We start from the raw sequence: 24,113 nt of genomic DNA, 5'->3' as shown, positions 1-24,113 counted from the left end.
GCCGCCGGTTGATTCATAGACCCTGGACCACCGCATGGCTCAGTCCGTTGAACACTCAGCTTATCGGCTACGGCGGCTGACGTACTCGTGTTCGAGGCGGTAGCGCTCCACATCGTCGAACGCCACGCGGCGGTGCGTATTGATACGTTCGAAGGGAATCTCGCCGCGTTCAAGTAGCCGCACAATGGTCGGTCGTGATACCCCCAGGTAGTCGGCGGCCTCCTGGGTGGTCATGAGGCGATCCTGACGGACCACGCACACCTCTTTACGGTCGGCAAAGGCGCGAGCCACCGAGGTGATGGGGCCGTACATTTCGGGGGAAATCTGCACCCTTTCCCCATCACCAGTCACGAGGTACAGGGTTTCCGAGGAGCTCAGGCGTTCAAAGTGCGTGCGAAGACTCGCGTGAACGAGGGCTTGGAATAGCTCTTCGCAACGGTGGTGAATTTCTTCGTGGCGTACGTCCTCGCAGCAGCCCAACACTGCAGTGTGTGAGGGGCTGTACGTCTTAGAGGTCGGCATAGTCGCTCCTTCATTCCTGTGTTATACACCACTGTAACACCTGAACGAAAGTATCGAAAGGAAGTCGAGGAAGATGTTTATTTCGTATCCGTCATACTTGAAATACCAATGATCAATTTATTGATTTTTCCATGAATATTGATGGACTTTAAACTACTTTAATTTCAGCCTTGTGGGCATCAAGATGATGTGACTTCCGTTTCGATGTCGGCAAATCCCCCAAATATGACGCAATATTCGCCCGGTGCATACTCCCGTTCCCCGCTACGAAAGGGGGCGAGTACACTAAATAGGATATGTCTGAGCAGAAAACCCATCACGCAGATAAGACCTCCCGCGCGCCTCAAACCGGGGCCCCCCGAACCGCCCCCACCATGGCGAGCATGGCCGCCGCCATCCACGCGGCCAAGGTGCGCGCCTCCGAAAAGAGCACCAAAAAAAGCGTTGAAAAGCCCGCTAGCAAGAACGCCGAGAAAACCGGCAACAAGAACGCCGTAAAGAACGGCACGCAGAAAAATAACACCGACCGCGGCGCCTCTCGATCCAACCGACGCGGAGGCGGCAACAAGCGTAACCAGCAGGGCGGCAAGCAGAACCGCACCGCACCGCACCGCTACGAGCCGTTCATTCCCGAGGTCATCACCTACCCCGAAGAGCTGCCCGTCAGCGAACGCCGCGAAGACATTATGAACGCGATTCGTGACAACCAGGTCGTCATCATCGCGGGTGAAACCGGCTCCGGTAAAACCACCCAGATTCCCAAGATGTGCCTCGAGCTGGGCCTGGGCGAGAAGGGCCTCATCGGCCACACCCAGCCGCGCCGCCTCGCCGCGCGCTCCGTCGCCGAACGCATCGCCGAAGAACTCGGCCAGAAAATCGGTGAAACCGTCGGCTACCAGGTGCGATTCACCTCCGAAGTCGGCGAACACAGCGCCATCAAGCTCATGACCGACGGTATTCTGCTCGCCGAAATCCAGAACGACAAGCTGCTGCGCCGCTACTCCACCCTCATCATTGACGAGGCGCACGAACGCAGCCTGAATATCGACTTCATCCTCGGCTACCTCAAGCGCATCCTGCCGCAGCGCCCGGATCTGAAGGTTATCATCACCTCTGCGACCATCGACCCGGAGCGCTTCGCTCGCCACTTCTCCCCCAGCTACGTGCCGGGCAAGGGCATCGTCGACGAAAACCTCAGCGACGAAGAACGCGAAATCGCCGAAGCAATCCTGCCCGACGACGCGCCGCCCATCATCGAGGTCTCCGGCCGCACCTACCCCGTCGAAATCCGCTACCGCCCCCTCAAAGGCGAAGAAGACGCCTACCTGGACGACGAGGAAGTGGACGAAGACCGCGACCCCACCGATGCTATCCTCGATGCCATCAAGGAGCTCGCCAAAGAAGCTCCCGGCGACATCCTCATCTTCTTCTCGGGCGAGCGCGAAATCCGCGACGCCAAGGACGCCATCGAGGCGATGGTTCTCAAGTCCCCGCGACTAAACTACGAAGTGCTACCCCTGTACGCGCGCCTCTCGCTCGCCGAGCAGCACCGCGTGTTCTCCCCCGGGTCCCGCCCGCGTATCGTGCTCGCCACGAACGTTGCCGAAACCTCACTGACCGTGCCCGGTATCAAGTACGTCATCGACACCGGTACCGCGCGCATCTCGCGTTACTCGGCACGCACCAAGGTGCAGCGCCTGCCCATTGAACGCATCTCGCAGGCAAGTGCCAACCAGCGTTCCGGTCGATGCGGCCGCGTCAGCGACGGTATCGCGATCCGCCTCTACTCCGAGGAAGACTTCGCCTCGCGCCCCGAATTCACCGACCCCGAAATTCTGCGCACCAACCTCGCCGCCGTCATCCTGCAGATGATCGCAATCGGCGTGGTGCGCGAACCCGGCGACATCTCACGCTTCCCGTTCGTGCAGCCGCCCGCATCCCGCGCTATTAACGACGGCGTGAACCTGCTACGCGAACTCGGCGCGCTCACCGAACGCACCCGCCGCAAGGGACGCGGCGGCAACAACAGCGCAACCCTCACCGCCATCGGCCGAGCCATGGCGGCCTTCCCCGTGGACCCGCGCCTGGCCCGCATGATTATCGAAGGCAGCCGCCGCAACTGCGCCAAGGAAATGATGGTGCTCGCCGCAGCCCTGACCATCCAGGACCCGCGCGAACGCCCCGCCGACGTACGCGCCGAAGCCGACGCAATGCACGCCCGCTTCGTCGACGACACCTCCGACTTCTCCTCCTTCCTGCTGCTCTGGGACTACATCAACGAGCAGCAGGCGGCGTTGTCCTCCTCGCAGCTGCGCAAGATGTGCCACCGCGAATACATCAACTACCTGCGCATCCGCGAATGGCAGGACCTCTTTGCTCAGCTGCGCGAAATGGGACGCACCGCCAACATTCACGCCAGCGGCGGCCGCGATATCAACGCCTCCGCCCACGAAATCGACATCCACAAGAGCCTGCTCTCCGGTCTGCTCTCCCAGGTAGGTGTCAAGGAAGAACGCGAAAAGGACTCCAAGGGACGTACTCGCGGCCCCCGCGAATACCTCGGCGCACGCGGCACTAAATTCGCCATCTTCCCCGGCTCCGGCCTATTCAAAAAAGGCCCCGACTGGGTACTCTCCGCCGAACTCGTCGAAACCTCCCGCCTATGGGCACGCACCAACGCCTCCATCGACCCGCAGTGGATTGAAGAAATCGGCAAGCACCTCATCAGCGTGCAATACTCCGAACCGCACTGGTCCCTCAGCTCCGGCGCGGCCGTCGCCTACGCCAAGGGCACGCTCTTCGGCCTGACCATCTACGCCGACCGCCCCGTGCAGTACGCCCGCGTGGACGCCGCCGCGGCCCGCGAAATCTTCATCCAGTCCGCCCTCGTCGAAGGCCAGTGGCACACCCAGCACAAGTTCTACCTGCGCAACCAGCGCGCCCTCGCCGAGGTCGAAGAGCTTGAGGCACGCCTACGCCGCCGCGACCTGCGCGTGGACGACTCCGTGCTCTTCGCCTTCTACGACGCACGCATCCCCGCCCACGTGACGGATGTGCGTGCCTTCGACAAGTGGTGGAAGCAGGCACGCCTCGAAGACGACAACTTCCTGGACTTCAACCCCGAGAAGCTCATCAACGAGGAAGCCTCCGACTACGACGACTCGCAGTTCCCGCGACAGTGGGTGCAGCGCACTGACAGCGGCGAACTGACCCTCGACCTGCGCTACGAATACGCCCCCACCGCCGGCATCGGAGGCGCCCGCACCGACGCCGCCAAGCGCGACGGCGTAGCCGTGCAGGTGCCGATTCTCTTCCTCAACCAGCTGAGTCCCGAACCGTTCCGCTGGCAGATTCCCGGCCTGCGCCACGAACTCGTGACCGCGCTCATCAAGTCGCTACCCAAGGCGATTCGACGCAACTTCGTGCCCGCACCCGACGTGGCACGCGCCGCCTGCGCCGCCCTGGAAGAGGACTACTCTCCCGCAACCGACGAGCTGCTCCCCTCCCTCGCGCTCGTGCTACGCCGCCTGCGCGGCGTGGTCGTCGAACCCGAAGCCTTCAACTGGGACGCCGTGCCCGAGCACCTGAAGATGAGCTTCCAGGTGCGCAACGCCCGCAATAACATCCTGGGCGAGGGCAAGGACCTACGAGCCCTGCAGCAGCAGCTGCACAAGGAGATTCGTAGCGCCCTCGCCGACTCGCTCGGCGCATCCGACGAGGCCATGGCGAAGATGGTTGCGCTCGCCCAGGGCGGCACTGGCAACTCGGCTGACTCCGCTCGCCCCGGCGCTAAGAAGGGCGCGAAGACCCCCGGCGCCCAGGCCAACGCGGGTGCATCCGGCGGAGTACGCGAGGTCACAGGCCTCACCGCTTTCCCCGCCGATATGTTCCCCGACGGAGCCATTCCCCGCAAGGTACAGCGCGTCATCGCGACCCAGGCGGTCAACGGCTACCCCGCCCTCGTGGACGAAGGCTCCAGCGTGGGCCTGCGCATCTTCCCCACCGAAGCAGAGCAGCTGCACGCGCAGCGTCGCGGCATCATCCGCCTGCTCCAGCTGCAGGTGCCCTCGCCCGTGCGATACGTAAGCGAACACCTCTCCCACAAGGAGAAAATCGTCTTCACGCAGAACCCGCACGGCTCCATCGACGAACTCATCCGCGACTGCACCGTCGCGGCGCTCGACCACCTGGTGCCGCACACGCCCATCTTCACGCAGACCGAATACAGCGAGCTCTACGAGCACGTACGCGCCGAACTCATCGAGACAGTCTTCGACGTCACCAAGCTCGTCGCCGAAATCCTCTCCGAGGCCACCGCGCTGAAGAAGGCTATCAAGAAGGCAACCTCGCTGACGACCATGCACGCCGTCTCCGACGTGAAGGCTCAGATGGAGAACCTGGTCTACCCCGGGTTCGTGGCGCAGACCGGCTACGACCAGCTGGTTCACCTGCCGCGTTACCTGAAGGCCGCCCAGGTGCGCCTGACGAAGCTCGGACCGAACCTACACCGCGACAACCAGCTCATGCTCACCGTGCAGGATTTGGAAGACTCCTACGATAACGCGGTCAAATCGCTACCGGCCGGCACCATCGTTCCGGATGCGCTCCGCCGCGTGAACTGGATGATCGAGGAGCTACGCGTCAGCTTCTTCGCCCAGGAGCTCGGCACCGCCTACACGGTCTCTGAGAAGCGCATTGCGAAGGCTCAGCGTGAGGCACTGGACGCTATCAAGCGCTAGCTTGCGAGAGTACGGGTTGTGCGGATGGCGGTGTTCGTCCTCGCTCCTACAGGGACACCCGCCCTCGCAGAGCTCGGGCACCCTGATGTCGCTACGGACGACACCGCCTGTCCGCGGTAGGTTCCCGCCTCAGCGTGCTCTTTGCTATATTGCAGGTGCAGCCGCGTTTTCCGGAAGCGCCCTCAGGGTGTCAACCCGGACGCTCTCCGATGCGGAGCGAGGAGAGGGCGGAGCGTCCGGGTGACGGGTGCCCCTGCGTAGGCGCGGAGGAAACATGCGGCGCACCGCCCCTCAAGCGCCTCAGCGGGAGAAGCGTTTAGGCAGCCCCGCCTCGCAGAAAGTCACCGTCACCGAACCGTTACCGCGGTCATGCATCCACTGCGGCGCGTTCTCAGCCGAAACAATCGCACCCTCGCTCACCGACGGTGCAATGTACGAGCCGCCCGCGCCACCGGCGCCACCCTGCATCGTGTAGCCGATGCCCTGACGTACGCCGGTCGGGCTGTTCAACCACTTCTGGGTCAGCACGATTGAGGAGACGGACTGTGCCGCGCCGGAACCGCCGCCGCCGTAGCCTGCGCCGCCGCCACCGGACACCACGGACTGGTAGCCGTTGAAGTTCTGTGCGTACGCGCCCTCGTCGTTGTAGATGTCCAGGTCCCAGCTGCGGTCCTCGTAGGTGCCCTTCTCATGCACGCTGGCGGGGTTCTCATCCAGCTGGTAGGAGTATGCGCCCGCACCGTCGCCGCCGTTGCCCGCGAAGCCGCTCGTGCCCGCGTTACCGGCAACAAACTGGCTGAACAGCACCTGGTTGTTGGTGGTTTCAAAGCCGATGATGGGGCCGCTTGTCGGCAGGGTGCCCGCCGCGCCGCCTGCACCGCCAACGCCCGCTGCGCCGCCGAAACCAGAGTTGTAGGTCAGGACCTTGGTGCGTTCAGCGTTGTAGATTTCGGAGCCGGGGGTGCCGTTGGAGCCTGCCGCCGCGGAGGCGCTACCCGCCGCGTCGAACTGCGGGGAGGCATCCGAGCCGAGGGCCGCCACGCCGGCGTCAATCTGACCGTTGAGGTTGGAGTACCAGGGGTCTGCGTAGGACACGCCGGAGGTGGTCATGCCCGCGCCGCCACCGCCGCCAGCCACAGCGATTACGGTGCCGTCGATGAGCAGTGCGGAGGAGCCGCCGCCTGATGCGGCGTAGACCTGGCTCTTGGAGTTCGCCGGGTTGGGGTATTTGGCGTCGACCTGCGCGGTGACGTTGGCGGGGATGGTGTAGGCGGGTACGGAGCCGCCGTTGCCGTAGCCTTCACCGCCGGCGGTGGGGGTGAGGGAGCCGTCACCGATACCGCCTGCCGCGGCGATGATCTGCACGGTGGAGCCGGGGGTTACGGGGATGATGCCGCTAACCTTCGCGCCGGAGCCCGCCGGGGTCATGCGGTTGTTGGTGCCACCCGCGCCGCCGACCAGTTCGAAGCGGAGCTTGTGGACGTTGTTGGGCACGGCGAAGCTCTGCACGGTTTTGGCGCCTTCCTCGGTGCCGGAGATGTTGTACGCCGGGCTAGCTGCCAGGATGCAGTCGTTCGTGGCGGCCACGGATGCTGCGTAGGAGGGGATGGTTGCGGAAGCTGCGACGACCGGTGCCGCCCAGGCTGCGCCAGCGACGAGCTTGCGGCGGGTCATGGAAGTAGACATGGTATGCCCTTTATTCAGGTGGGGTGATGTGTTTGTGGCGCGGCGCCGATTTTCTTTCCAAAGCAAGCCTCGAATTGCTTGCTTTGGAAAGAAAATCGGCGCCGCTCAAAAGAATACCCTTAACCTCAGCTTTAACGTAAATTTCAATGATTATCGCTCATCGGGCCTATACGCGCAGGGCTCGCCCACGCACACAACGCCAGCAGAGGGTCTGCAGGTTCTCAGGCTCGTTGTTGCCGCCTTCGGATAGCGGGACCTTGTGGACGACCTCTAGGATGAGGATTCGTTCACGCATGATGGAGTTGCCGCATCCGGGGTTTTGGCAGGTGTAGTTGTCGCGTTCTTTGATGCGTTGGCGTAGCTGGGCGGTCATGAGGGTGCGTTCGCCGCCTTCGGGCCATGCCCAGCGTATTTTGCGTTCGAGGGTTTCGGAGAGCGCGTCGAGGGTTGGGGTGTCGAGGGTGACGGTGACGGCGCGGCTTTCTTTGCCGTTGAGTGAGGTGTATTCGAAGCGGTAAACGGGGTACGGTACGGTCAGCCCCACGTGGTAGACGTTGAGTTTGCTCCAGAACTCGTCGGCGTAGTGCTTGGTGATGAACTGGGGCGGGTTGATATGTGCGATCATGTCGTCTTCGCGGCGTCGCACGTTGTCGACGGCGGTTTCGAGGCGCGCGATATCGTCGGAGAGGCGCTGCACGTCTTTGAGGGTTTGCAGGTCAGCTTCGATGTGGAAGTATTTGGTGAGGCTGCCGATAGGGTCCCGCTCGGCTTCGAGAACAACCTGTTGGGAGGAGTTATAGACGTGCGGGTGGCGTTCTTCGGGTTTCTTCCGCAGCAGCGTCTTCCAGGTTTTGGGTTGCTGAACTTCGACGGTGGCGAGGTGGCCATACATGCCGTTGGTGGAGGTGCCGAGTTCGTAGATTCCGTGCGTGTAGATGTCGTGTATGTAGCTGGAGACTTCGTTGTATTCGCTGGCGAGTGTGGCGGTGCGTTGGCGGTGCGTCTGGAATTCTGGGGAGGCGAAGTATCGGTTTTTGCGAATAACCCGTACGAGGAGCACAATCAACCAGATAATGGCAACACCAAGGATGACATGCGAGAACGAGAGGGCAAGGCATCCTAGGAGAATGATGCCAGTCCATTTAAAGAAGGACTTCACGAATATTTTTCCTTTTGTGATACGACAACGTATCTGTGAGTGATAGATTTCCTCCATTAGGGTATCGGAGGCAGGTGTCCTGCGCAAAGCATTTGGTCATGTCGGAGACGTGTAGGCTTCCGCGCCGCTCCCTTCCTTCGCTCCTGCAGGGGAACCCGCCGCACCCGGACGCTCCGCTCTTCCTTGCTTCGCTGCGGAGAGCGCCCGGGCGGGCACCCTGATGTCGCTTCCGGAAGGTGCGGCGCTGGGGCACAATTTCAGCTCACCTGTCCGGCGGAGCCAGCAGAAGACCGAGAAGGCGACAGCCCCCTCCCCTCCCAGTTCGTTATGCCGGTATCGCACACAAGCCCTGCGCTTACTGAACCGGGGTCGAGTGTTTTACCTACGGGGCGGAGGGATGGTGTCCTCCGTCGTGACATCAGGGTGCCCGAAGCGAAGCGAGGGCGGGTTCCCTGTAGGAACAAGGAGGGCACTAGCCCTCCGCAAACCAAGAAAATAAAAAGTTAAACACAAAAGCCCTGATTCCGAAGAATCAGGGCTTCATCTGTGCGCGATACTGGGATCGAACCAGTGACCTCTTCCGTGTCAGGGAAGCGCGCTACCGCTGCGCCAATCGCGCTCACAAAACAGTTGTTTTGTTGCGAGGTGAGGACGGGATTCGAACCCGCGTACACGGCTTTGCAGGCCGCTGCCTAACCACTCGACCACCTCACCGCATACGCTCCACGAGGGAACGTGTTCGAACTCTTGGAGTCCTTACGAGCGGTTGACGAGACTTGAACTCGCGACATCCACCTTGGCAAGGTGGTGCTCTACCAACTGAGCTACAACCGCATATCAGCGTATTCAATTTGAATCATTCCGCGGAGTTTTTCTCTCCGTCGTGCTGACAGGTAAATACTATACGGGGTTTTTGAGTGTTTGCCAAATCCTTTACTAGACACCCCGTGTTCCGCGTGTTTCCGGGACAAAACGGGGTATTTTACTTCTTTTTTGGGTCATGCGAGCAAAATTTATTTTCATGGTGCCAGTCACATTTTGGGTTCTGAGGCAATGGGTTCTGCGACAAAGGCCGTTCCGGTTACGGTGAGATCTGAGAGAGCAAAGTCCGCAGAAAAAATTTCAGAGAACGCAGCAAGAGGGGTGGGAAACAAAGTTCCCCACCCCTCCCCTATGAAAACCGCGTCCGCTAAAACGCTTGGCTCATGGTTTTAGAGCTCGTCGAAGAAGAGACGCTCATACACCTTGCGGGCGTTGCGGGTCTGGCGCAGGTAGTCCTCCTCGAGGGCGCGGGCGCTGCCGGCGGGGTATCCGCACCAGCGCGCAATCGCCTCCAAATCATCACGACCCGATGGCAGGGTGTCGGATTGGCGCACGCCGCGTAGCACGTTGCCGCCACGAATCTTCGTGGCGAGCAGCCATGCACCACTGAGCACCTCGGCGTCCGCGGCGGTGACCAGGCCCGCCTCGACCGCCGCATCCAAAGCCTTCAGCGTGGAGGTGGTACGCAGGCCCGGCACGGCGTGTGCGTGGCGCAACTGCAGCAACTGCACGAGCCACTCGACGTCCGACAGGCCGCCGCGGCCCAGCTTGAGCTGGCGGGTGCGGTCCGCGCCGTGAGGCATGCGTTCGTTCTCCACGCGTGCCTTCATGCGACGAATCTGTTGCACCTGCTCGGGCGTGAAGGTGACCGGGTAGCGGTACGGGTTGATAAGCTCCACGAAGACCTCGCCGAGCTCGGAGTCACCTCCGATGAGGCGGGCGCGGGTGAGCGCCTGGAACTCCCAGGTTTCCGCCCAGCGCTCATAGTAGGAGCGGTAGGAGTCGAGGGAACGCACGATGGCCCCTTGCTTGCCCTCGGGGCGCAGATCGGCATCCACTTCGAGGGGACGTTCGGCACGAATCGGGGGCTTGACGGGCTGCTTGAGCAGGGCGAGGGTGCGGTTCACGATGCGCGCGGCCTGTTCCTGCGCGGCGTCCTCGTCAGCACCCTCAAGGGGCTCGTGGACGAACATGACGTCCGCGTCAGAGCCGAAGCCGTTCTCGGCCCCGCCGAGGCGACCCATGCCAATGATGGCGATGCGGGTGAGCAACCGCTCCCCCACTGATTCCCCAGGTTCAGCGCCTTCCGGTGCCGCCTGGAGCTCGCGCAGAGCAATCTGCAGCGCCGCACCGATCGTGCACTCGTCAATGGCAGCCAGGCCGGCGCAGGTATCCTCAATAGTCACAATGCCCAGAGTCCAGCCCATGGCGGTGCGCAGGGTTTCGCGGCGGCGCAAGTAGCGCACAGCACGCATTGCCTCGACCGCATCAGCGTGACGAGCCAGCAAAGAAGACACCTCGGAAGCGAGCGCTTCCTCCCCCAGCGGTTTGAGGTCGGCCACCTTATCCAGCCATGCAATGGACGCGGAGGCATCCTCCAGCAGGTCGGTCATGAGGCGCGAACTCGACAGTAGCTGGCTCAGGCGCTCGGCGGCGGCCGGCGAGTCACGGAGCATGCGCAGGTACCAGCTGGTACTGCCGAGCGATTCGGAGACGATGCGGAATCCGAGCAGGCCGGCGTCCGCATCCACACCGCGGGCGAACCAGCCCAGTAGCACGGGCATGAGGTGCCGCTGAATATCTGCACTGCGCGAAAGACCCGTGGTGAGGGCCTTGATGTGGCGCATGGCGCCGCGCGGGTCGCGGTAGCCGAGGGCGGCCAGACGGTCCTGTGCCGCCTGCTCGCTGAGGACCACCTCGTCGCGGCTGAGTGTGGAGACAGCGGCCAGCAACGGGCGGAAGAAGATTCGTTCGTGGAGCGAACGGACGTTCCGTTTAATTTTCCGCCACGCTTTCAGCATCTGCTCGGCAGAAAGCGTGCCGTTGCGTTCCGGGGAGAGAATCGAGCGGGCCAGGGCACGCTGTTCGGCTTCCTTCTCGGGCATCAGGTGGGTACGGCGCAGCTGCTGCAGTTGGATGCGATGCTCCAGCACGCGTAGCTTCTTGTAGTCACGGCTGAACGTCTCAGCGTCGGTACGGCTGATGTAGCTGACCGCCGTCAGCGCGGCCAAAGAATCTACCGTGGACTTGGTACGCACCGCAGGGTCGGTTCGGCCGTGCACGAGCTGGAGCAGCTGCACGGTGAACTCAATATCGCGCAGGCCACCCGGGCCCAGCTTGATTTGGCGGTCCACCTGGTGCGAGGGGATATTGTCGGTCACGCGGGCGCGCATCGCCTGCACGGATTCCACGAACCCGTCGCGGGCGGCGGACTCCCACACGAAGGGGTCAATCGCGCGGGCGTAGCGGGCACCCAGCTGCGCCGAACCGGCGATGGGTCGTGCCTTGAGCAGCGCCTGGAACTCCCAGTTTTCGGCCCAGCGCTTGTAGTACTGCACGTAAGATTCGACGGTGCGCACGAGCGGGCCGTCCTTGCCCTCGGGGCGCAGGTTCGCGTCGACCTCCCAGAGGGCGGGCTCGGGTGCGGGGCCCATGATGGCGCGGGTGAGGGCGTGCACGAGCTCCGTGCCGATGGTGGAACATTCGTTCTCGGTGAGCTTGAGCGGGGCGGTCTCCCCCTCCGCCCCGGCGCCGGGCGCGGTACCGGGTTCGACCGGCGCGACCACGTACACCACGTCGACGTCGGAGATGTAGTTCAGCTCGCGGGCACCGCACTTGCCCATGCCGATAATCGCCAAATCCAGGGCATCCACGGCCTCACCGCGGCGAGGCGCCGCTAGGCCGGGGCCTAGCCCCTCCGCCACCTCGGTGCGCGCGATGGCGAGCGCCCCCTCCAGCGCGGCGGCGGCCAGGTCGGCGAGGTGACGGCCGATGGTCGGCATCATCTCTACCGGGTCTTCGCAGCACACGTCGATCATGGCGATGCGCGCCAGGGCGGCCCGGTAGGCCACGCGCAGGGTTACGTAGCCGTCCTTGCCGGTCTGTTCGGCGGCCGCGCGCGGACGCTCCGCGTGCGGGTCGGCGCCGAGAGCGGTGAGGATATCGCGGCGGTAGGGGGTGTCCAGCGGTGCGATGGGGGTCAGGAATTCCCCGTCGGTTTCCGGCAGAATCGAGGCCGGATGCTGGGAACGAATGAGCGCACTCTCAGCCGGGTACACCTGTGTGTCGAAGAGCGGGTCGATGAGCTCGGGATGGCGGTAGAGGAAGTCACCAATCGCCTGGGAAGCACCGAGCAGGCGGTACATGCCGAATTCTTCCTCGCCGCGGTTCGCGCGCTCGGCGACCGCCGGGTGCTTCTCGATAAGGCGCACAAGGGCGGGCAGGGCGATATCCGGTGAGGGGGCGAGGCGCAGCCCGGCAAAGAGCGCATCCTGCGAGACGTTCTTCAGTTCGGGCGCGTTAAGCCAGCGTTCTGCCTTGGACGGGTCGTGGAAGCCGGTGGCAATCATGCGGGTGCGCAGGCGTAGCTGGGCTTTGCGTTCGGCTTCGGCGCGTTGCTCGTCATCAAGCGCGTCGGGAGCAATCTCGGTGAGCGGCTTGGGTTCTTTAGCAGGATCAATAATGCGGATGAGCCCGGTGGCCGGGTAGTGGGAGCTGTCAGTCATAGCGTGAGAACCGTGGGTAGAGAGTAGAACCGTGGGGTGGGGAGTAGAAATTTAGGCGAAAACAGGTAATGCTGATACGCCTGTGGGCGGCACCCACCGGTGTGTTACCGGTTGCGGGTACCGCCCCGTTCCGTCAGCAATCGCCCAATTTAGAGGATTCCGAGGTTGTACTTGAGCTCGTAGGGGGTCACCTGCGCCTGATACTGGTCCCAGTCGGCACGCTTATTGCGCAGGAAGTGGTCGAAGACCTGCTCGCCCAGAACCTCGGCCATGAACTCGGATTCCTCGGTGATGTTAATGGCTTCACGCAGGGAGGCGGGCAGCGGGCTGTAGCCCATAGCGCGACGCTCGGCGTTGGTCATGGCGGCGAGGTCTTCGGTCACGGCGGGCATGAGCGGGTACTCGTTCTCGATGCCCTTCAGGCCGGCAGCCAGGATCACGGCGTAGGCCAGGTAGGGGTTGGAAGCCGAGTCGAGGCCGCGGTACTCGATGCGGGCGGACTGCATCTTGTTCGGCTTGTACAGGGGTACGCGCACGAGGGCGGAACGGTTGTTGTGGCCCCAGGAGACGTAGGAAGGTGCCTCGCCGCCGCCCCAGAGTCGCTTGTAGGAGTTGATGAACTGGTTGGTGACCGCGGTGAATTCGGGGGCGTGCTTGAGGATGCCCGCGATAAAGTGGCGCGCGGTCTTGGAGAGCTGGTATTCGGAGCCGGCTTCGAAGAAGGCGTTGGTGTCGCCCTCGAAGAGGGAGAAGTGGGTGTGCATGCCGCTACCGGCGTACTTGGTGAAGGGCTTAGGCATGAAGGTGGCGTACATGCCCTGCGAGTAGGCGACCTCCTTGATGACGGTGCGGAAGGTCATGACGTTGTCCGCGGTCTGCAGGGCATCGGCGTGACGCAGGTCAATTTCGTTCTGACCGGGGCCGGTTTCGTGGTGGCTGAACTCCACGGAGATGCCAACCTCTTCGAGCATAGTCACGGCCTTGCGGCGGAATTCCTGCACGATGCCGCCGGGGGTGTGGTCAAAGTAGGATTCGTGGTCCACGGGCACGGGGAAGCCGTCTGCACCGAGCTTGGAGGACTCGAGCAGGTAGAACTCAATTTCAGGCGAGGTGTAGCAGGTGAAGCCCATCTCAGCTGCCTTGTTGAGCACGCGCTTGAGCACACCGCGGGTGTCGGAGGCACTGATTTCGCCGTCGGGGGTGAGCACGTCGCAGAACATGCGGGAGGTGATGTCTTCCTCACCGCGCCAGGGCAGGATCTGGAAGGTGGAGGGGTCGGGCTGCAACAGCATGTCGGACTCATAGACGCGGGAGAAGCCTTCGATGGAGGAGCCGTCGAAGCCCAGGCCCTCGTCGAAGGCGCTCTCAACCTCGGCGGGTGCGAGTGCGACGGATTTGAGGGTTCCGACTACGTCGGTGAACCAGAGGCGGATAAAGCGGATATCGCGTTCTTCGATGGTGCGCAGTACGAATTCCTGTTGGCGGTCCATGGGTGGCCTCTCGCTTGGGGTGCCGGTGCGTCGGGGCGCATCCTTGCGGGGTGCGAGCACCGGGTGTCTGTTCCTTGTCCCTCTAGCCTATCGGGTTCGGCGGCGCGAGGGGCGGGCGCGAGGTTTCGTTTGTGTAAATTCTCACCGCGAGGCTCCCCAGCCGGCGCTCTCTCCTTTCGACGCTCGGCACCTCGCGTGCTCCCTCCCCCGTTCGGCCCGTCTCGGCCAGTTTCCGTCGAGGCCCGTCCGCATACCGGCAAATAACCGTCGGCGCGGTGACGCCGTATTCGCCTTGCCATAATGGACGTATGCTACATTCCCTCCCTCTCTCTTCAGTCGCGCAGATTCCGCCAGCGGCCGGTATCGTGGGTGCCGACCCCACCGGTTTAGAGTGGCTACTGCTGGTCGCGGCGCCGATTGTTTTCCTCGTCATCTATCTGGCTTGCCTCATGGTGATTGCCGCGTTTGGCCCGCTGGTCATGAGGAACAACAGGTCTGGTGGCACGACCTACCTGTTGGATCGGCCCTCCCGCATCGCGTTTAAGACTCGTAACGTGGCGCTGTTTGCGCTGATTGGTGCGGCGGTGGAGCTTCACTGGCTCGGTTACACGGGCCGGGTGGGGTCGAGCGTCGTGATTCCGATTGTTCTCTTCACGTGGTCGTGGAAGTTCGCGTTCTTCTTCCTGCCCCTTCAGCTGATTCGTTCCTGGTATGTGCAGGCGACGCGCGGCAAGTATGACGCGCTCTCGGCCGAGGGCGCTCAGCGTCGAGAGAAGCTGAACGGGAAAAGCGCCTACGCGGTGTCGAAGATGATTCAGCGCAACCCGCAGCAATTCGCGATGAACAAGGAACTGCATACTCAGGCGCGCGCCCAGAAGATTGCGGTGGTGCGTCCTTTCCAGAATCTTGATGAGGCGGGCAAGAAGCGCCGCACGAACTACACGGTGGAGCTGGCGCTGGCGCAGATGCAGCTGCGGCAGATGAACCCCGGCAAGCTCCCCTCGGAGGCCTTTGGGGAGAGCATCCTGGGCGTCGGCACCGCTGCCTATTCGCCGAAGTCGGTGGAGCAGACCTGGCTGACGCTGTGCACGGAGCGAGTGAACGCGGTGGATGCGCCGAGCTACCCGGATTCGCTGTACCCGGTGTCGGCCCGTTTCTCGCTGTTTACCACGATGTCGTTGTTGCAGCCGGTGATGGGTCGTCCCTATTCGCCCTTTGCCGCTGAGGACGCCACCCGTTTTACTTCCCGAGATTTCTCCGCCGATACGGTGCGTCTGAAGGCGGGGGAGCTGGGCAAGAAGACCCTGGGGCAGAGCGGAATTTTCCGTCAGATTCACGAGCGTCTTCTGCCGCTGCATCAGCAGCAGCCTCAGCTGGTGGATCGCCGTGCCCTGGCGTACTGCGGTGCTCTGCGGGCAACCGTCGCGAAGGCTGAAGTGGAGAGCCAGCGCTTGACGAGCCAGGTGCTGGCGGCGGTGGCTTCGGAGCGCGGCGTGCTGCCCTACGGCCTGTTCTCGCAGGTAGCCGAGGACTATCAGCGGGTTCAGCGCCTGTTGAATCTGATGGTGAAGGCGACGGCCGACGTTCAGCGCTTCGTGAATTCCGTGGACGCCCTCGTGCAGATTTACGCGCAGGCGGCGCAGCCCTCCGGCGTGGCCCACGAGAAGGCGCAGATGGAGTACATCGCCGCTCTTCTGGACGTTATTGTCTTCTCCTCGCACGCCCCGCTGGCCGGTTCGGTTCAGGCGTCTTACGCCCTGCTGAAGGCAGACTATGAGGCGTTTACGTTCAATAGCTCGGATGAGTTGAGCCGCAGCTACTGGCTGCAGTATTCGAAGAACGCGGTGAGTGCCTGCGATACCGGTCTCTCTCAGGGTTACGAGGGTTTCTTCGGCTCTGACGAGGCGGCCTTGAAGGCGTTGGAGTCCTACGCTCAGGATGTGGTGCAGGAAGTCTGCAACTACTCAGTCATGCAGGTCTACTGGGATGCCATGGTGCAGCAGGCGCTCCTTCAGCGCGATTTGCCGCGCGAGTTCGAGGAGGCCTCCCTCGCCATTCCGGAGCTTCTGCGTAAGAATACGAATGCGTCATTCCCAACCTACTACATCAACCTCATCTGGAACTAGGTCCGGACAAGCGGTGCGCTAGGGTGAAGCCGTGCAGGGTTAGAATAGTCAGCATGACTACTGAGCGTTCTTCCGAGATCTCTTCACCCTACGCGGCACAGCCTGCCGCAGCCACCGTTTCTACCACCGCGCCCACTAACGCGTCGAAGCCTTTTGACCTGGATGCCGTCAAGAAGGTGCGCACTGTTCATTTGGCGCAGGCGAAGGCGACCGGGCAGAAGTTCTCCATGCTGACCTGCTATGACGCTCTGACCGCGCAGGTCTTTGACCGCGCCGGCATCGAGATGCTACTGGTGGGTGATTCTGCAGCGAACGTGGTGCTCGGTTACGAGTCGACCCTGACCATTACTCTGGACGAGATGATTCCGTTGGTCGCGGCGGTTTCTCGCGGTGCATCCCGCGCCATGGTGGTTGCTGACCTGCCGTTTGGTTCTTATGAGCAGTCGCCGCAGCAGGCGGTGGCGAGCGCTGTTCGCCTCATGAAGGAGGGCGGCGCGCACGCGGTCAAGATTGAGGCCGATGCCTCGATGACCGAGTGGATTCGTGCTCTGGTGCGTACCGGTATTCCGGTGGTGGCTCACGTCGGTTTCACCCCGCAGTCGGAGCATGCCCTCGGCGGTTTCCGGGTGCAGGGTCGCGGCGAGGCTGCCGAGCGCGTCCTTGAGGATGCCGTGGCGCTGGCTGAGGCTGGCGCGTTCTGCGTGCTCATGGAGATGGTGACCGCGGAGACCGCGCACCGCGTGGATGAGGCAGTCGGCGCGGTACCGACCATCGGTATCGGTGCGTCGAATGTGACGACCGGTCAGGTTCTGGTCTGGCAGGACATGATGGGTCTGCGTGAGGGCCGTGTGCCGCGCTTCGTGAAGCAGTTCGCGCAGATTGGCAAGGTCATGGAGGATGCTGCCCGTGCCTACCGTAATCAGGTTCGTTCGGGAGAGTTCCCGACTGCTGAGCACACCTTTGAGTAGGCTTGAGGTATAGAAAACTTGAGAAAAGTGAAGGCCCCCGTATCCGGTGTTTCCGGGTTCGGGGGCCTTCTGCAGGTGTAGGGGGTATGCGCCCATCGGGTTCGAGATTCCGATTGTGTTGGGCTTTTAGAGTTACGTTTTAGAGCAGGCCGCTGTCCTTATCCCATGCTTCGTTGCGTTCACGGGCGCGGTCCATGGCGTGGGCCGCCTCCTCGTAGGTTTTGAAGGGGCCCCACAGGGAGGTGACGGCGCTCTGCTGGCCGCGTTCGACCTCGCCGGTGGCGAGGTTGTACCAGTATTCTTCATCCTGGGGGCTGGCGTCGGTAGCGGCGTGCAGGGTCTTTTCGACCACCGATTGGATAGCTTCGCTCAGATGGCCTTTCTTCTCGCTCATGGTGCTCCTTTGACGGTTTTGAGTCAGTATGTCCAGCATCTCATACGCGTACGCGTGTAGCAATGAGGCCGGTGCGGCCTCTCAAGCAGCGTTCTCCTTCTCGCGGCCCGCTTCCATCTCGTCCCCGATCTCGACGCTGGCAGGCCGCCGACGGTCCTGAAACTTTATTCACAATCTGGGAAAAAGGTACGGGTTTCGTTTTGCCCAATTTTCCGTGCCTCCGCACCAGACAGATACCCCTCAAGCCCGGTAAGATGAAGCTATGTCTTCAACCAAAACGAATTCCTCACACAACTTGCCCGCCGAGCCCGGCCACGCACCCGTCGGTTGCCTAACCCCCGGACGCGTCAGCCCGATGCGCCCGGTCCCCTCGCACATTGTTCGTCCCGAGTACGTGGGTAAGCCCACCGCCAACGAGGGTAACGACTCGAACATGTACACCCCCGAGGAAGTTGAGCGAGTCCGTGCCGCCGGCAAGATTGCTGCCGGTGCCATCGTTGAAGCATCCAAAATTTGTGTACCCGGCACCACCACCAATGAGATTGATGTGCTGGTTCACGAGTACATCTGCGATCATGGCGCGTACCCCTCGACCGTTGACTACCGCGGCTACCCCAAGTCCGTGTGCACTTCCCTGAACGAGGTCATCTGCCACGGCATCCCGGACACCACGGTGCTGGAGGACGGCGACATCCTCAACTTGGACGTCACCGCATACCTGGACGGCATGCACGGCGATACCAACAAGACCCTGCTCATCGGCAACGTGGACGAAGAGTCTCGCCTGCTGGTTGAGCGCACCGAGGAGGCCCTCAACCGCGCGATTAAGGCTGTGAAGCCCGGCCGTCAGGTCAACGTGATTGGTCGCGTCATTGAGAAGTACGCAGCACGTTTCGGTTACGGCGTGGTCCGCGACTACACCGGTCACGGCGTGGGTCGTGAGTTCCACTCAGGCCTCATCATCCCCCACTACGATGCGGCACCCGCCTACGACACCGAAATTCGCGAGGGCATGATTTTCACGATTGAGCCGATGCTGACCCTCGGCACTATCCAGTGGGATTTGTGGGATGATGATTGGACCGTCGTCACTCGCGACCGCAAGCGCACCGCGCAGTTCGAGCACACCCTCGTGGTGACTGCCGACGGCACTGATATTCTGACTCTCCCCTAGGTCCCCCCAGTTCTTTCGGCCATCAGCCGAATCTCTCCATTTATTATCACTCGTTATCACAGACATGTTCCTTCCGTGAATTACGGAGGACAGAAAGGGAATCATGGCTAACTACGCTGAGCCCAGCCTCATCAACGAGCTACCCGCACCCACCCCCAAGGACCTGCAGATTGGTGTTGACATCGGAGGTACCGGCATTAAGGGCGGCATCGTCGACCTGCGCACCGGCGCCCTCGTTTCGGACCGTTTCCGTATCGACACCCCGAAGCCCGCAACCCCCGAGGCCGTGGCAGAAGTTGTTCAGCGCGTTGTGGCCGAGCTGCAGGGCCGCGACTTGGCTCCGGACCCCGAGTCGGCCGTGGGTATCGATTTCCCCGCCGTGGTGAAGAACGGTATGGTCTTCTCCGCCGCTAACGTGGACGATTCCTGGATCAACACCGACCTGGAGCAGGTCATGAGCGAGGCTCTGGGCGGCCGCACCGTCTACGGCCTCAACGACGCCGACGCAGCCGGCCTGGCCGAGGCCACCTACGGCCAGGGTCGCGATCGCGACGGTCTGATTGCCGTCATCACCCTGGGCACCGGCATCGGTTCCGCACTCATCAACGACGGTGTGCTGATTCCGAACACCGAGCTGGGCCACCTGGAAATCGACGGCCACGACGCCGAATCTCAGGCTTCTGCCCGCGCCCGCGAGGTGCATGAGCTGTCCTGGAAGAAGTACGGCAAGCGCCTGTACCGTTACTTCGACCACGTGCAGATGCTCTTCTCCCCCGACCTGTTCATCATCGGCGGCGGCATCTCGAAGAACCCCGAGAAGTTCATGCCGTACTTCGAGAACCACATCCGCACCCCCATGGTGATGGCAACCCTGCGCAACAACGCGGGTATTGTCGGCGCGGCTCTGTGGGCTGGCGGGATGCTGCGTGAGCGTAAGCGCCGTGGCGAGGCCTAAGAGCCCGCTCCCCCGCTAACCCGCGCGGACCGCAACGGTACCGCGGCAAGGCGGCTAAACGCAGTAGAAGGGGCCGTCTTCCGAATCATTCGGAAGACGGCCCCTTCTGTACACCTCTATAACCTCTAGCAGACACTACGGGTTAATGCGGTCCTCACGCAGACGAGCGATCGCTTCTTCAAAGTCCTCGAGGTTCTCGAAGGCCTGGTACACGCTCGCGAAGCGCAGGTAGGCGACCGCATCCAGCTTGGACAGCGGCTCCAGGATGGTCAGGCCCACCTCGTGAGCGTTAATTTCTGCCAGGCCACGGGCACGGATTAGCTCCTCGACCTCCTGGGCCAGCTTGGCGAGGTCGTCCTCCCCCACGGGGCGGCCCTGGCAGGCCTTGCGCACGCCTGCGGCAATCTTGGAGCGGTCAAAGGGTTCGGTCACACCGGAACGTTTAATCACCGAAATGGTGGTGGTTTCGACCGTGGTAAAGCGGCGAGCGCAGGAGGTACACTGACGGCGGCGGCGAATGGCGGCGCCGTCATCGGTGGTGCGGGAGTCGATAACGCGCGAATCGGTGTGCTTGCAATAGGGGCAGTACATGCGTTTCTCCTTGGCTGGGCGCTCGGTGTGGCGCCCGTATATACAGCGCTCAAGAATATTTATACCTATTCTAACGCGAGACACGGCGGATGTGCCGAATAGTGACGTTGAATATACGCAAATATACGCTCAGGGTGGACTCCAACGTTTATGAACGTTCGGAATCCACCCTGAGCGGTACCCTCCTCACGGAGCTCTTCTGCCTTTAGCGACGAATACAGCTCGGACCGAAAATCGTCTTGATCTCACCGAAGAGGCTCGGGTTCGGTTCCACGCGCACACTCGCGTCCAGAAGCACCAACTGCTCCTTATCGCGGGTACGGATGAGCATGCGCACATCCGCAGTGCCCTTGTGGTCGCGCAGGGTCTCCTTCAGCTCGCGCAGCTTCGCCTCGGTCACCAGGTATTCGGGCACCGCAATCGTGATGGGTGCGGCGCGGCCGTCGTCGCTGATTTCCAGAATCTGCAGTTCCTGCGCGCTCATGTTCACGCTACCGTCGTCGCGGCGCTGCACGCGGCCTCGAATCGAGCAGATGAGGTCGTCCGCCAGGGCGGCGCCCATCGTCTCGTAGGCGCGGGAGAAGAACATGACCGTAATGGTTGCACCCGAGGGGTCCTCCAGCTCCACCGAGGCGTACTGGTTACCGCTGGACTTGGCGATGCGACGCGAAACGCCGGTAAGCATGCCCGCAATCGTGACGGTTTCGCCGTCGCGCACGTGCGAGTCCTCGCTAATAATGTCGTGCACCGAGTGGGAGGCGGCGTCCGAAAGGGCGCGTTCCAGGCCACGCAGCGGGTGGTCCGAAACGTACAGGCCCAGCATGTCGCGTTCGAAGTTCAGCTTCTCGCGGCGATCCCATTCGGGCACGTCCGGGATGGTCACGGTCAGCTCGTCGCCCAGGGCGTCGTCCATGCCGAGGGAGCCGAAGAGGTCGAACTGACCCGCCGCCTCCTTACGCTTGACGGCCACGGCCGCATCCACCGCCGCCTCGTGGATGAGGGACAGCGAGCGGCGGGTGTGGCCCAGGTCGTCGAAGGCGCCGGCCTTAATGAGCGACTCGATGGTGCGCTTGTTGCACACCTGTAGCGGCACCTTCTTCAGGAAGTCGTTGAAGGACTCGTAGCGACCCTTCTCCTCGCGGGCGGCGACCATGCCCTCGACCACGTTCGCGCCCACGTTACGGATCGCTCCCATGCCGAAGCGGATGTCCTCACCCACGGGGGTGAAGGTCAGGGAGGATTCGTTGACGTCCGGGGCGAGCACGGTGATACCCATGGCGCGGCACTCGTTCAGGTATAGCGCGAGCTTGTCCTTGTTATCGCCCACACTGGTCAGCAGCGCGGCCATGTACTCCTGCGGGTAGTGCGCCTTCAGGTAGGCCGTCCAGTAGGACACCAGGCCGTACGCGGCGGTGTGGGCCTTGTTGAACGCGTAGTCCGAGAAGGGCAGCAGAATATCCCAGAGGGCTTTCACGGCGCCCTCGGAGTAGCCGTTAGAAATCATGCCGTCGTGGAAGGTGGCGTACTGCTTATCCAGCTCCGCCTTCTTCTTCTTACCCATTGCACGGCGCAACAGGTCTGCCTCACCGAGCGTGTAGTTCGCGACCTTCTGGGCAATCGCCATCACCTGCTCCTGATACACGATCAGGCCGTAGGTGGTGTCGAGGATGTCCTTCAGCGGCTCGGCCAGCTCGGGATGAATCGGCTCAATTTCCTGTTTGCCGTTCTTACGTAGCGCGTAGTTGGTGTGCGAGTTTGCACCCATCGGGCCGGGGCGGTACAGCGCGAGCACTGCCGAAATGTGCTCGAATTCCTCGGGCTCCATGAGCTTGAGCAGGGCGCGCATGGGGCCACCATCGAGCTGGAACACTCCGAGGGTGTCGCCTCGGGCCAGCAGACGGTAGGATTCGGGGTCATCCAGCGACAGGGACTCCAGCTCCAGGTCAATGCCTCGGTTGTTCTTAATGTTCTCGATGGCATCGGAAATAATCGTGAGATTACGCAGACCCAGGAAGTCCATCTTGATTAGGCCCAAGCCCTCGCAGGTGGGGTAATCAAACTGGGTGATGACCTGGCCGTCAGCCTCGCGGCGCATCACGGGAATCACGTCCACCAGGTTCTTGCTGGACATAATCACGCCCGCGGCGTGCACGCCCCACTGACGCTTCAGGCCCTCCAGGCCCTTCGCGGTCTCGAACACCTGGCCGTAAATCTTATCGACCGGGTCCTCGATGAGGGTGCGTAGGTCGGCGGCCTCAGCGTAGCGCTTATCCTCCTCGTTGTACACGTTGGCCAGGGCGATGTTCTTGCCCATGACATCCGGCGGCATGGCCTTGGTCAGGCGCTCACCCACCGAGTACGGCTGGTCCATCACGCGGGAGGCGTCCTTAAGCGCCTGCTTCGCCTTAATAGTGCCGAAGGTGACAATCTGCGCAACCTTGTCCTCGCCGTACTTATCGGTCACGTAGTCGATGACCTCGCCGCGGCGACGATCGTCGAAGTCCACATCGAAGTCGGGCATGGAGACGCGGTCGGGGTTGAGGAATCGCTCGAAGATCAGGTCGTGGTCGAGCGGGTTCAGCTCGGTGATGCGCATCGCGTACGCCACCATGGAACCCGCACCGGAGCCACGGCCGGGGCCCACACGAATACCGTTGCGCTTAGCCCAGTTGATGAAGTCCGCCACAACCAGGAAGTAGCCGGGGAAGCCCATGGAGGTAATGACCCCCACCTCGTACTCTGCCTGTTTACGGACCCTATCGGGAATACCGTCCGGGAAGCGGTAGTGCAGGCCCTTCTCGACCTCCTTCACGAACCAGGATTCCTCGTTCTCCCCCTCGGGCACGGGAAAGTTCGGCATGTAGTTCGCCTTGGTGTTGAACTCCACGTTGCAACGCTCAGCAATCTCGAGGGTGTTCTCGCAGGCACCGGGAATATCGCCGAAGATCGAGTACATCTCCTCGGGCGAGCGCAAGTAGAAGTTATCCGCATCGAACTTGAAACGTTTGGGGTCGGTCAGGGTCGAGCCAGACTGCACGCACAGCAGCGCCGCGTGAGCGGTGTGGTCTTCCTGACGGGTATAGTGCAGGTCGTTGGTGGCCACGTAGGGCAGGTTCAGCTGCTTAGCCAGGCGGTGCAGGTCCTCCTGCACGTTGCGTTCGATGTCGAGGCCGTGGTCCATGACCTCGCAGTAGAAGTTGTCCTTGCCGAAGATATCGCGGAAGTCGCTGGCGGCCTGCAGCGCCTCGTCGAACTGGCCCAGGCGCAGGCGCGTCTGAATCTCGCCGGAGGGGCAACCGGTGGTCGCGATCAGGCCCTTCGAGTAGGTCTGCAGCACATCGCGGTCCATGCGCGGCTTGTACAGCTGACCCTCGAGCGAAGCAATGGAGGAGGCACGGAAGAGGTTGTGCATGCCCTCAGTGGTCTCGGCCCACATGGTCATATGGGTGTAGGCGCCACCACCGGACACATCATCGCGGGAGCCGTCGCCCCAGCGCACACGCGAACGGTCAGTACGGTGCGTGCCGGGGGTCAGGTAGGCCTCCACGCCGATGATGGGCTTAATGTCGTGGGCCTTGGCCTGGCGCCAGAAGTCGAAGGCGCCGAAGAGGAAACCGTGGTCGCTGGTGGCCATGGAGCTCATGCCCAGCTCCTTGGCATAGCTGAAGAGGTCGCCCAGGCGCGCGGCACCGTCCAGCATGGAGTACTCGGTGTGCACGTGCAGGTGCGCAAAGTCTTTGGTTGCCACGGATATCTCCTGAA

Annotated in this window: 13 protein-coding genes and 3 tRNA genes; 5 read left to right on the top strand and 11 right to left on the bottom strand. The window is 62.5% G+C overall.

Annotation, left to right across the window (positions count from 1 at the left end; translation table 11 throughout):
* Nucleotides 1-60: 60 nt before the first annotated feature.
* Entirely contained in the window at nt 61-522 is a 462-nt protein-coding gene (locus tag JX292_RS02660) for a helix-turn-helix domain-containing protein (RefSeq protein ID WP_204861147.1), read from the bottom strand.
* Between the two features lie 296 nt (nt 523-818).
* Here JX292_RS02660 and hrpA point away from each other — a divergent pair, with 296 nt between their 5' ends.
* Complete coding sequence (gene hrpA / locus JX292_RS02655; RefSeq protein ID WP_204861145.1) at nt 819-5,261, top strand: ATP-dependent RNA helicase HrpA; 4,443 nt, start codon at nt 819-821, stop codon at nt 5,259-5,261.
* A gap of 300 nt (nt 5,262-5,561) precedes the next feature.
* Here the strand turns inward: hrpA and JX292_RS02650 are convergent, their stop codons facing one another.
* The 7 genes from JX292_RS02650 to glnA all read right to left on the bottom strand — a co-directional run bounded on the left by JX292_RS02650 (nt 5,562) and on the right by glnA (nt 14,143).
* The gene (locus JX292_RS02650; protein ID WP_204861135.1) at nt 5,562-6,947 is read right to left on the bottom strand and encodes a hypothetical protein; all 1,386 of its coding nucleotides are present in this window, start codon (nt 6,945-6,947) and stop codon (nt 5,562-5,564) included.
* Nucleotides 6,948-7,113: 166 nt separating this feature from the next.
* Nucleotides 7,114-8,106 (bottom strand): HNH endonuclease, encoded by a 993-nt coding sequence (locus JX292_RS02645; RefSeq protein ID WP_204861133.1) that lies wholly within the window; start codon nt 8,104-8,106, stop codon nt 7,114-7,116.
* Nucleotides 8,107-8,653: 547 nt separating this feature from the next.
* Nucleotides 8,654-8,725, bottom strand: a tRNA-Val gene (locus tag JX292_RS02640).
* 24 nt (nt 8,726-8,749) lie between these two features.
* A tRNA-Cys gene (locus tag JX292_RS02635) sits at nt 8,750-8,820 on the bottom strand.
* 47 nt (nt 8,821-8,867) lie between these two features.
* Nucleotides 8,868-8,940: transfer RNA gene (locus JX292_RS02630), tRNA-Gly, on the bottom strand.
* A gap of 377 nt (nt 8,941-9,317) precedes the next feature.
* Nucleotides 9,318-12,653 (bottom strand): bifunctional [glutamine synthetase] adenylyltransferase/[glutamine synthetase]-adenylyl-L-tyrosine phosphorylase, encoded by a 3,336-nt coding sequence (locus JX292_RS02625; RefSeq protein WP_204861131.1) that lies wholly within the window; start codon nt 12,651-12,653, stop codon nt 9,318-9,320.
* Nucleotides 12,654-12,802: 149 nt separating this feature from the next.
* A complete protein-coding gene (glnA, locus tag JX292_RS02620; RefSeq protein ID WP_204861129.1) occupies nt 12,803-14,143 on the bottom strand; it encodes a type I glutamate--ammonia ligase in 1,341 nt (446 codons plus the stop codon).
* Between the two features lie 308 nt (nt 14,144-14,451).
* Here glnA and JX292_RS02615 point away from each other — a divergent pair, with 308 nt between their 5' ends.
* Together JX292_RS02615 and panB are read left to right on the top strand one after the other, a co-directional pair.
* Nucleotides 14,452-16,269: a geranylgeranyl pyrophosphate synthase gene (locus JX292_RS02615; protein ID WP_204861115.1), complete on the top strand. Its 1,818-nt coding sequence runs from the start codon at nt 14,452-14,454 to the stop codon at nt 16,267-16,269.
* A 53-nt stretch (nt 16,270-16,322) separates the two neighbouring features.
* On the top strand, nt 16,323-17,237 hold the full coding sequence (gene panB / locus JX292_RS02610) for a 3-methyl-2-oxobutanoate hydroxymethyltransferase (protein WP_204861114.1): 915 nt from the start codon (nt 16,323-16,325) through the stop codon (nt 17,235-17,237).
* Between the two features lie 139 nt (nt 17,238-17,376).
* Here panB and JX292_RS02605 read toward each other — a convergent pair whose 3' ends face one another.
* Nucleotides 17,377-17,631 carry a hypothetical protein gene (locus JX292_RS02605; RefSeq protein ID WP_204861113.1) on the bottom strand — a complete coding sequence of 85 codons (255 nt, stop codon included), beginning with the start codon at nt 17,629-17,631 and terminating at the stop codon, nt 17,377-17,379.
* 262 nt (nt 17,632-17,893) lie between these two features.
* Here JX292_RS02605 and map point away from each other — a divergent pair, with 262 nt between their 5' ends.
* Complete coding sequence (map, locus tag JX292_RS02600; protein ID WP_204861112.1) at nt 17,894-18,805, top strand: type I methionyl aminopeptidase; 912 nt, start codon at nt 17,894-17,896, stop codon at nt 18,803-18,805.
* Nucleotides 18,806-18,908: 103 nt separating this feature from the next.
* Complete coding sequence (gene ppgK, locus JX292_RS02595; protein WP_239653595.1) at nt 18,909-19,760, top strand: polyphosphate--glucose phosphotransferase; 852 nt, start codon at nt 18,909-18,911, stop codon at nt 19,758-19,760.
* A gap of 135 nt (nt 19,761-19,895) precedes the next feature.
* On the opposite strand, the gene nrdR is transcribed toward ppgK, so the two are convergent.
* Both nrdR and dnaE read right to left on the bottom strand, forming a co-directional pair.
* Nucleotides 19,896-20,351: a transcriptional regulator NrdR gene (gene nrdR / locus JX292_RS02590; protein ID WP_204861110.1), complete on the bottom strand. Its 456-nt coding sequence runs from the start codon at nt 20,349-20,351 to the stop codon at nt 19,896-19,898.
* A gap of 205 nt (nt 20,352-20,556) precedes the next feature.
* Entirely contained in the window at nt 20,557-24,099 is a 3,543-nt protein-coding gene (gene dnaE / locus JX292_RS02585) for a DNA polymerase III subunit alpha (RefSeq protein ID WP_204861108.1), read from the bottom strand.
* Between the last annotated feature and the right edge of the window lie 14 nt (nt 24,100-24,113).

Origin of the sequence: Rothia mucilaginosa, from assembly GCF_901875305.1 — a bacterium.
Taxonomy (GTDB): Bacteria; Actinomycetota; Actinomycetes; order Actinomycetales; family Micrococcaceae; genus Rothia.
Note: the sequence above shows the minus strand (reverse complement) of the source record. Positions and strands in the feature narration are given on the sequence as shown.

What these genes read in the sequence shown, in the direction of transcription:
- JX292_RS02660 (WP_204861147.1), bottom strand. Translation starts at nt 522, where the DNA reads ATGCCGACCTCTAAGACGTACAGCCCCTCACACACTGCAGTGTTGGGC.
- hrpA (WP_204861145.1), top strand. Translation starts at nt 819, where the DNA reads ATGTCTGAGCAGAAAACCCATCACGCAGATAAGACCTCCCGCGCGCCT.
- JX292_RS02650 (WP_204861135.1), bottom strand. Translation starts at nt 6,947, where the DNA reads ATGTCTACTTCCATGACCCGCCGCAAGCTCGTCGCTGGCGCAGCCTGG.
- JX292_RS02625 (WP_204861131.1), bottom strand. Translation starts at nt 12,653, where the DNA reads ATGACTGACAGCTCCCACTACCCGGCCACCGGGCTCATCCGCATTATT.
- glnA (WP_204861129.1), bottom strand. Translation starts at nt 14,143, where the DNA reads ATGGACCGCCAACAGGAATTCGTACTGCGCACCATCGAAGAACGCGAT.
- JX292_RS02615 (WP_204861115.1), top strand. Translation starts at nt 14,452, where the DNA reads ATGCTACATTCCCTCCCTCTCTCTTCAGTCGCGCAGATTCCGCCAGCG.
- panB (WP_204861114.1), top strand. Translation starts at nt 16,323, where the DNA reads ATGACTACTGAGCGTTCTTCCGAGATCTCTTCACCCTACGCGGCACAG.
- JX292_RS02605 (WP_204861113.1), bottom strand. Translation starts at nt 17,631, where the DNA reads ATGAGCGAGAAGAAAGGCCATCTGAGCGAAGCTATCCAATCGGTGGTC.
- map (WP_204861112.1), top strand. Translation starts at nt 17,894, where the DNA reads ATGTCTTCAACCAAAACGAATTCCTCACACAACTTGCCCGCCGAGCCC.
- ppgK (WP_239653595.1), top strand. Translation starts at nt 18,909, where the DNA reads ATGGCTAACTACGCTGAGCCCAGCCTCATCAACGAGCTACCCGCACCC.
- nrdR (WP_204861110.1), bottom strand. Translation starts at nt 20,351, where the DNA reads ATGTACTGCCCCTATTGCAAGCACACCGATTCGCGCGTTATCGACTCC.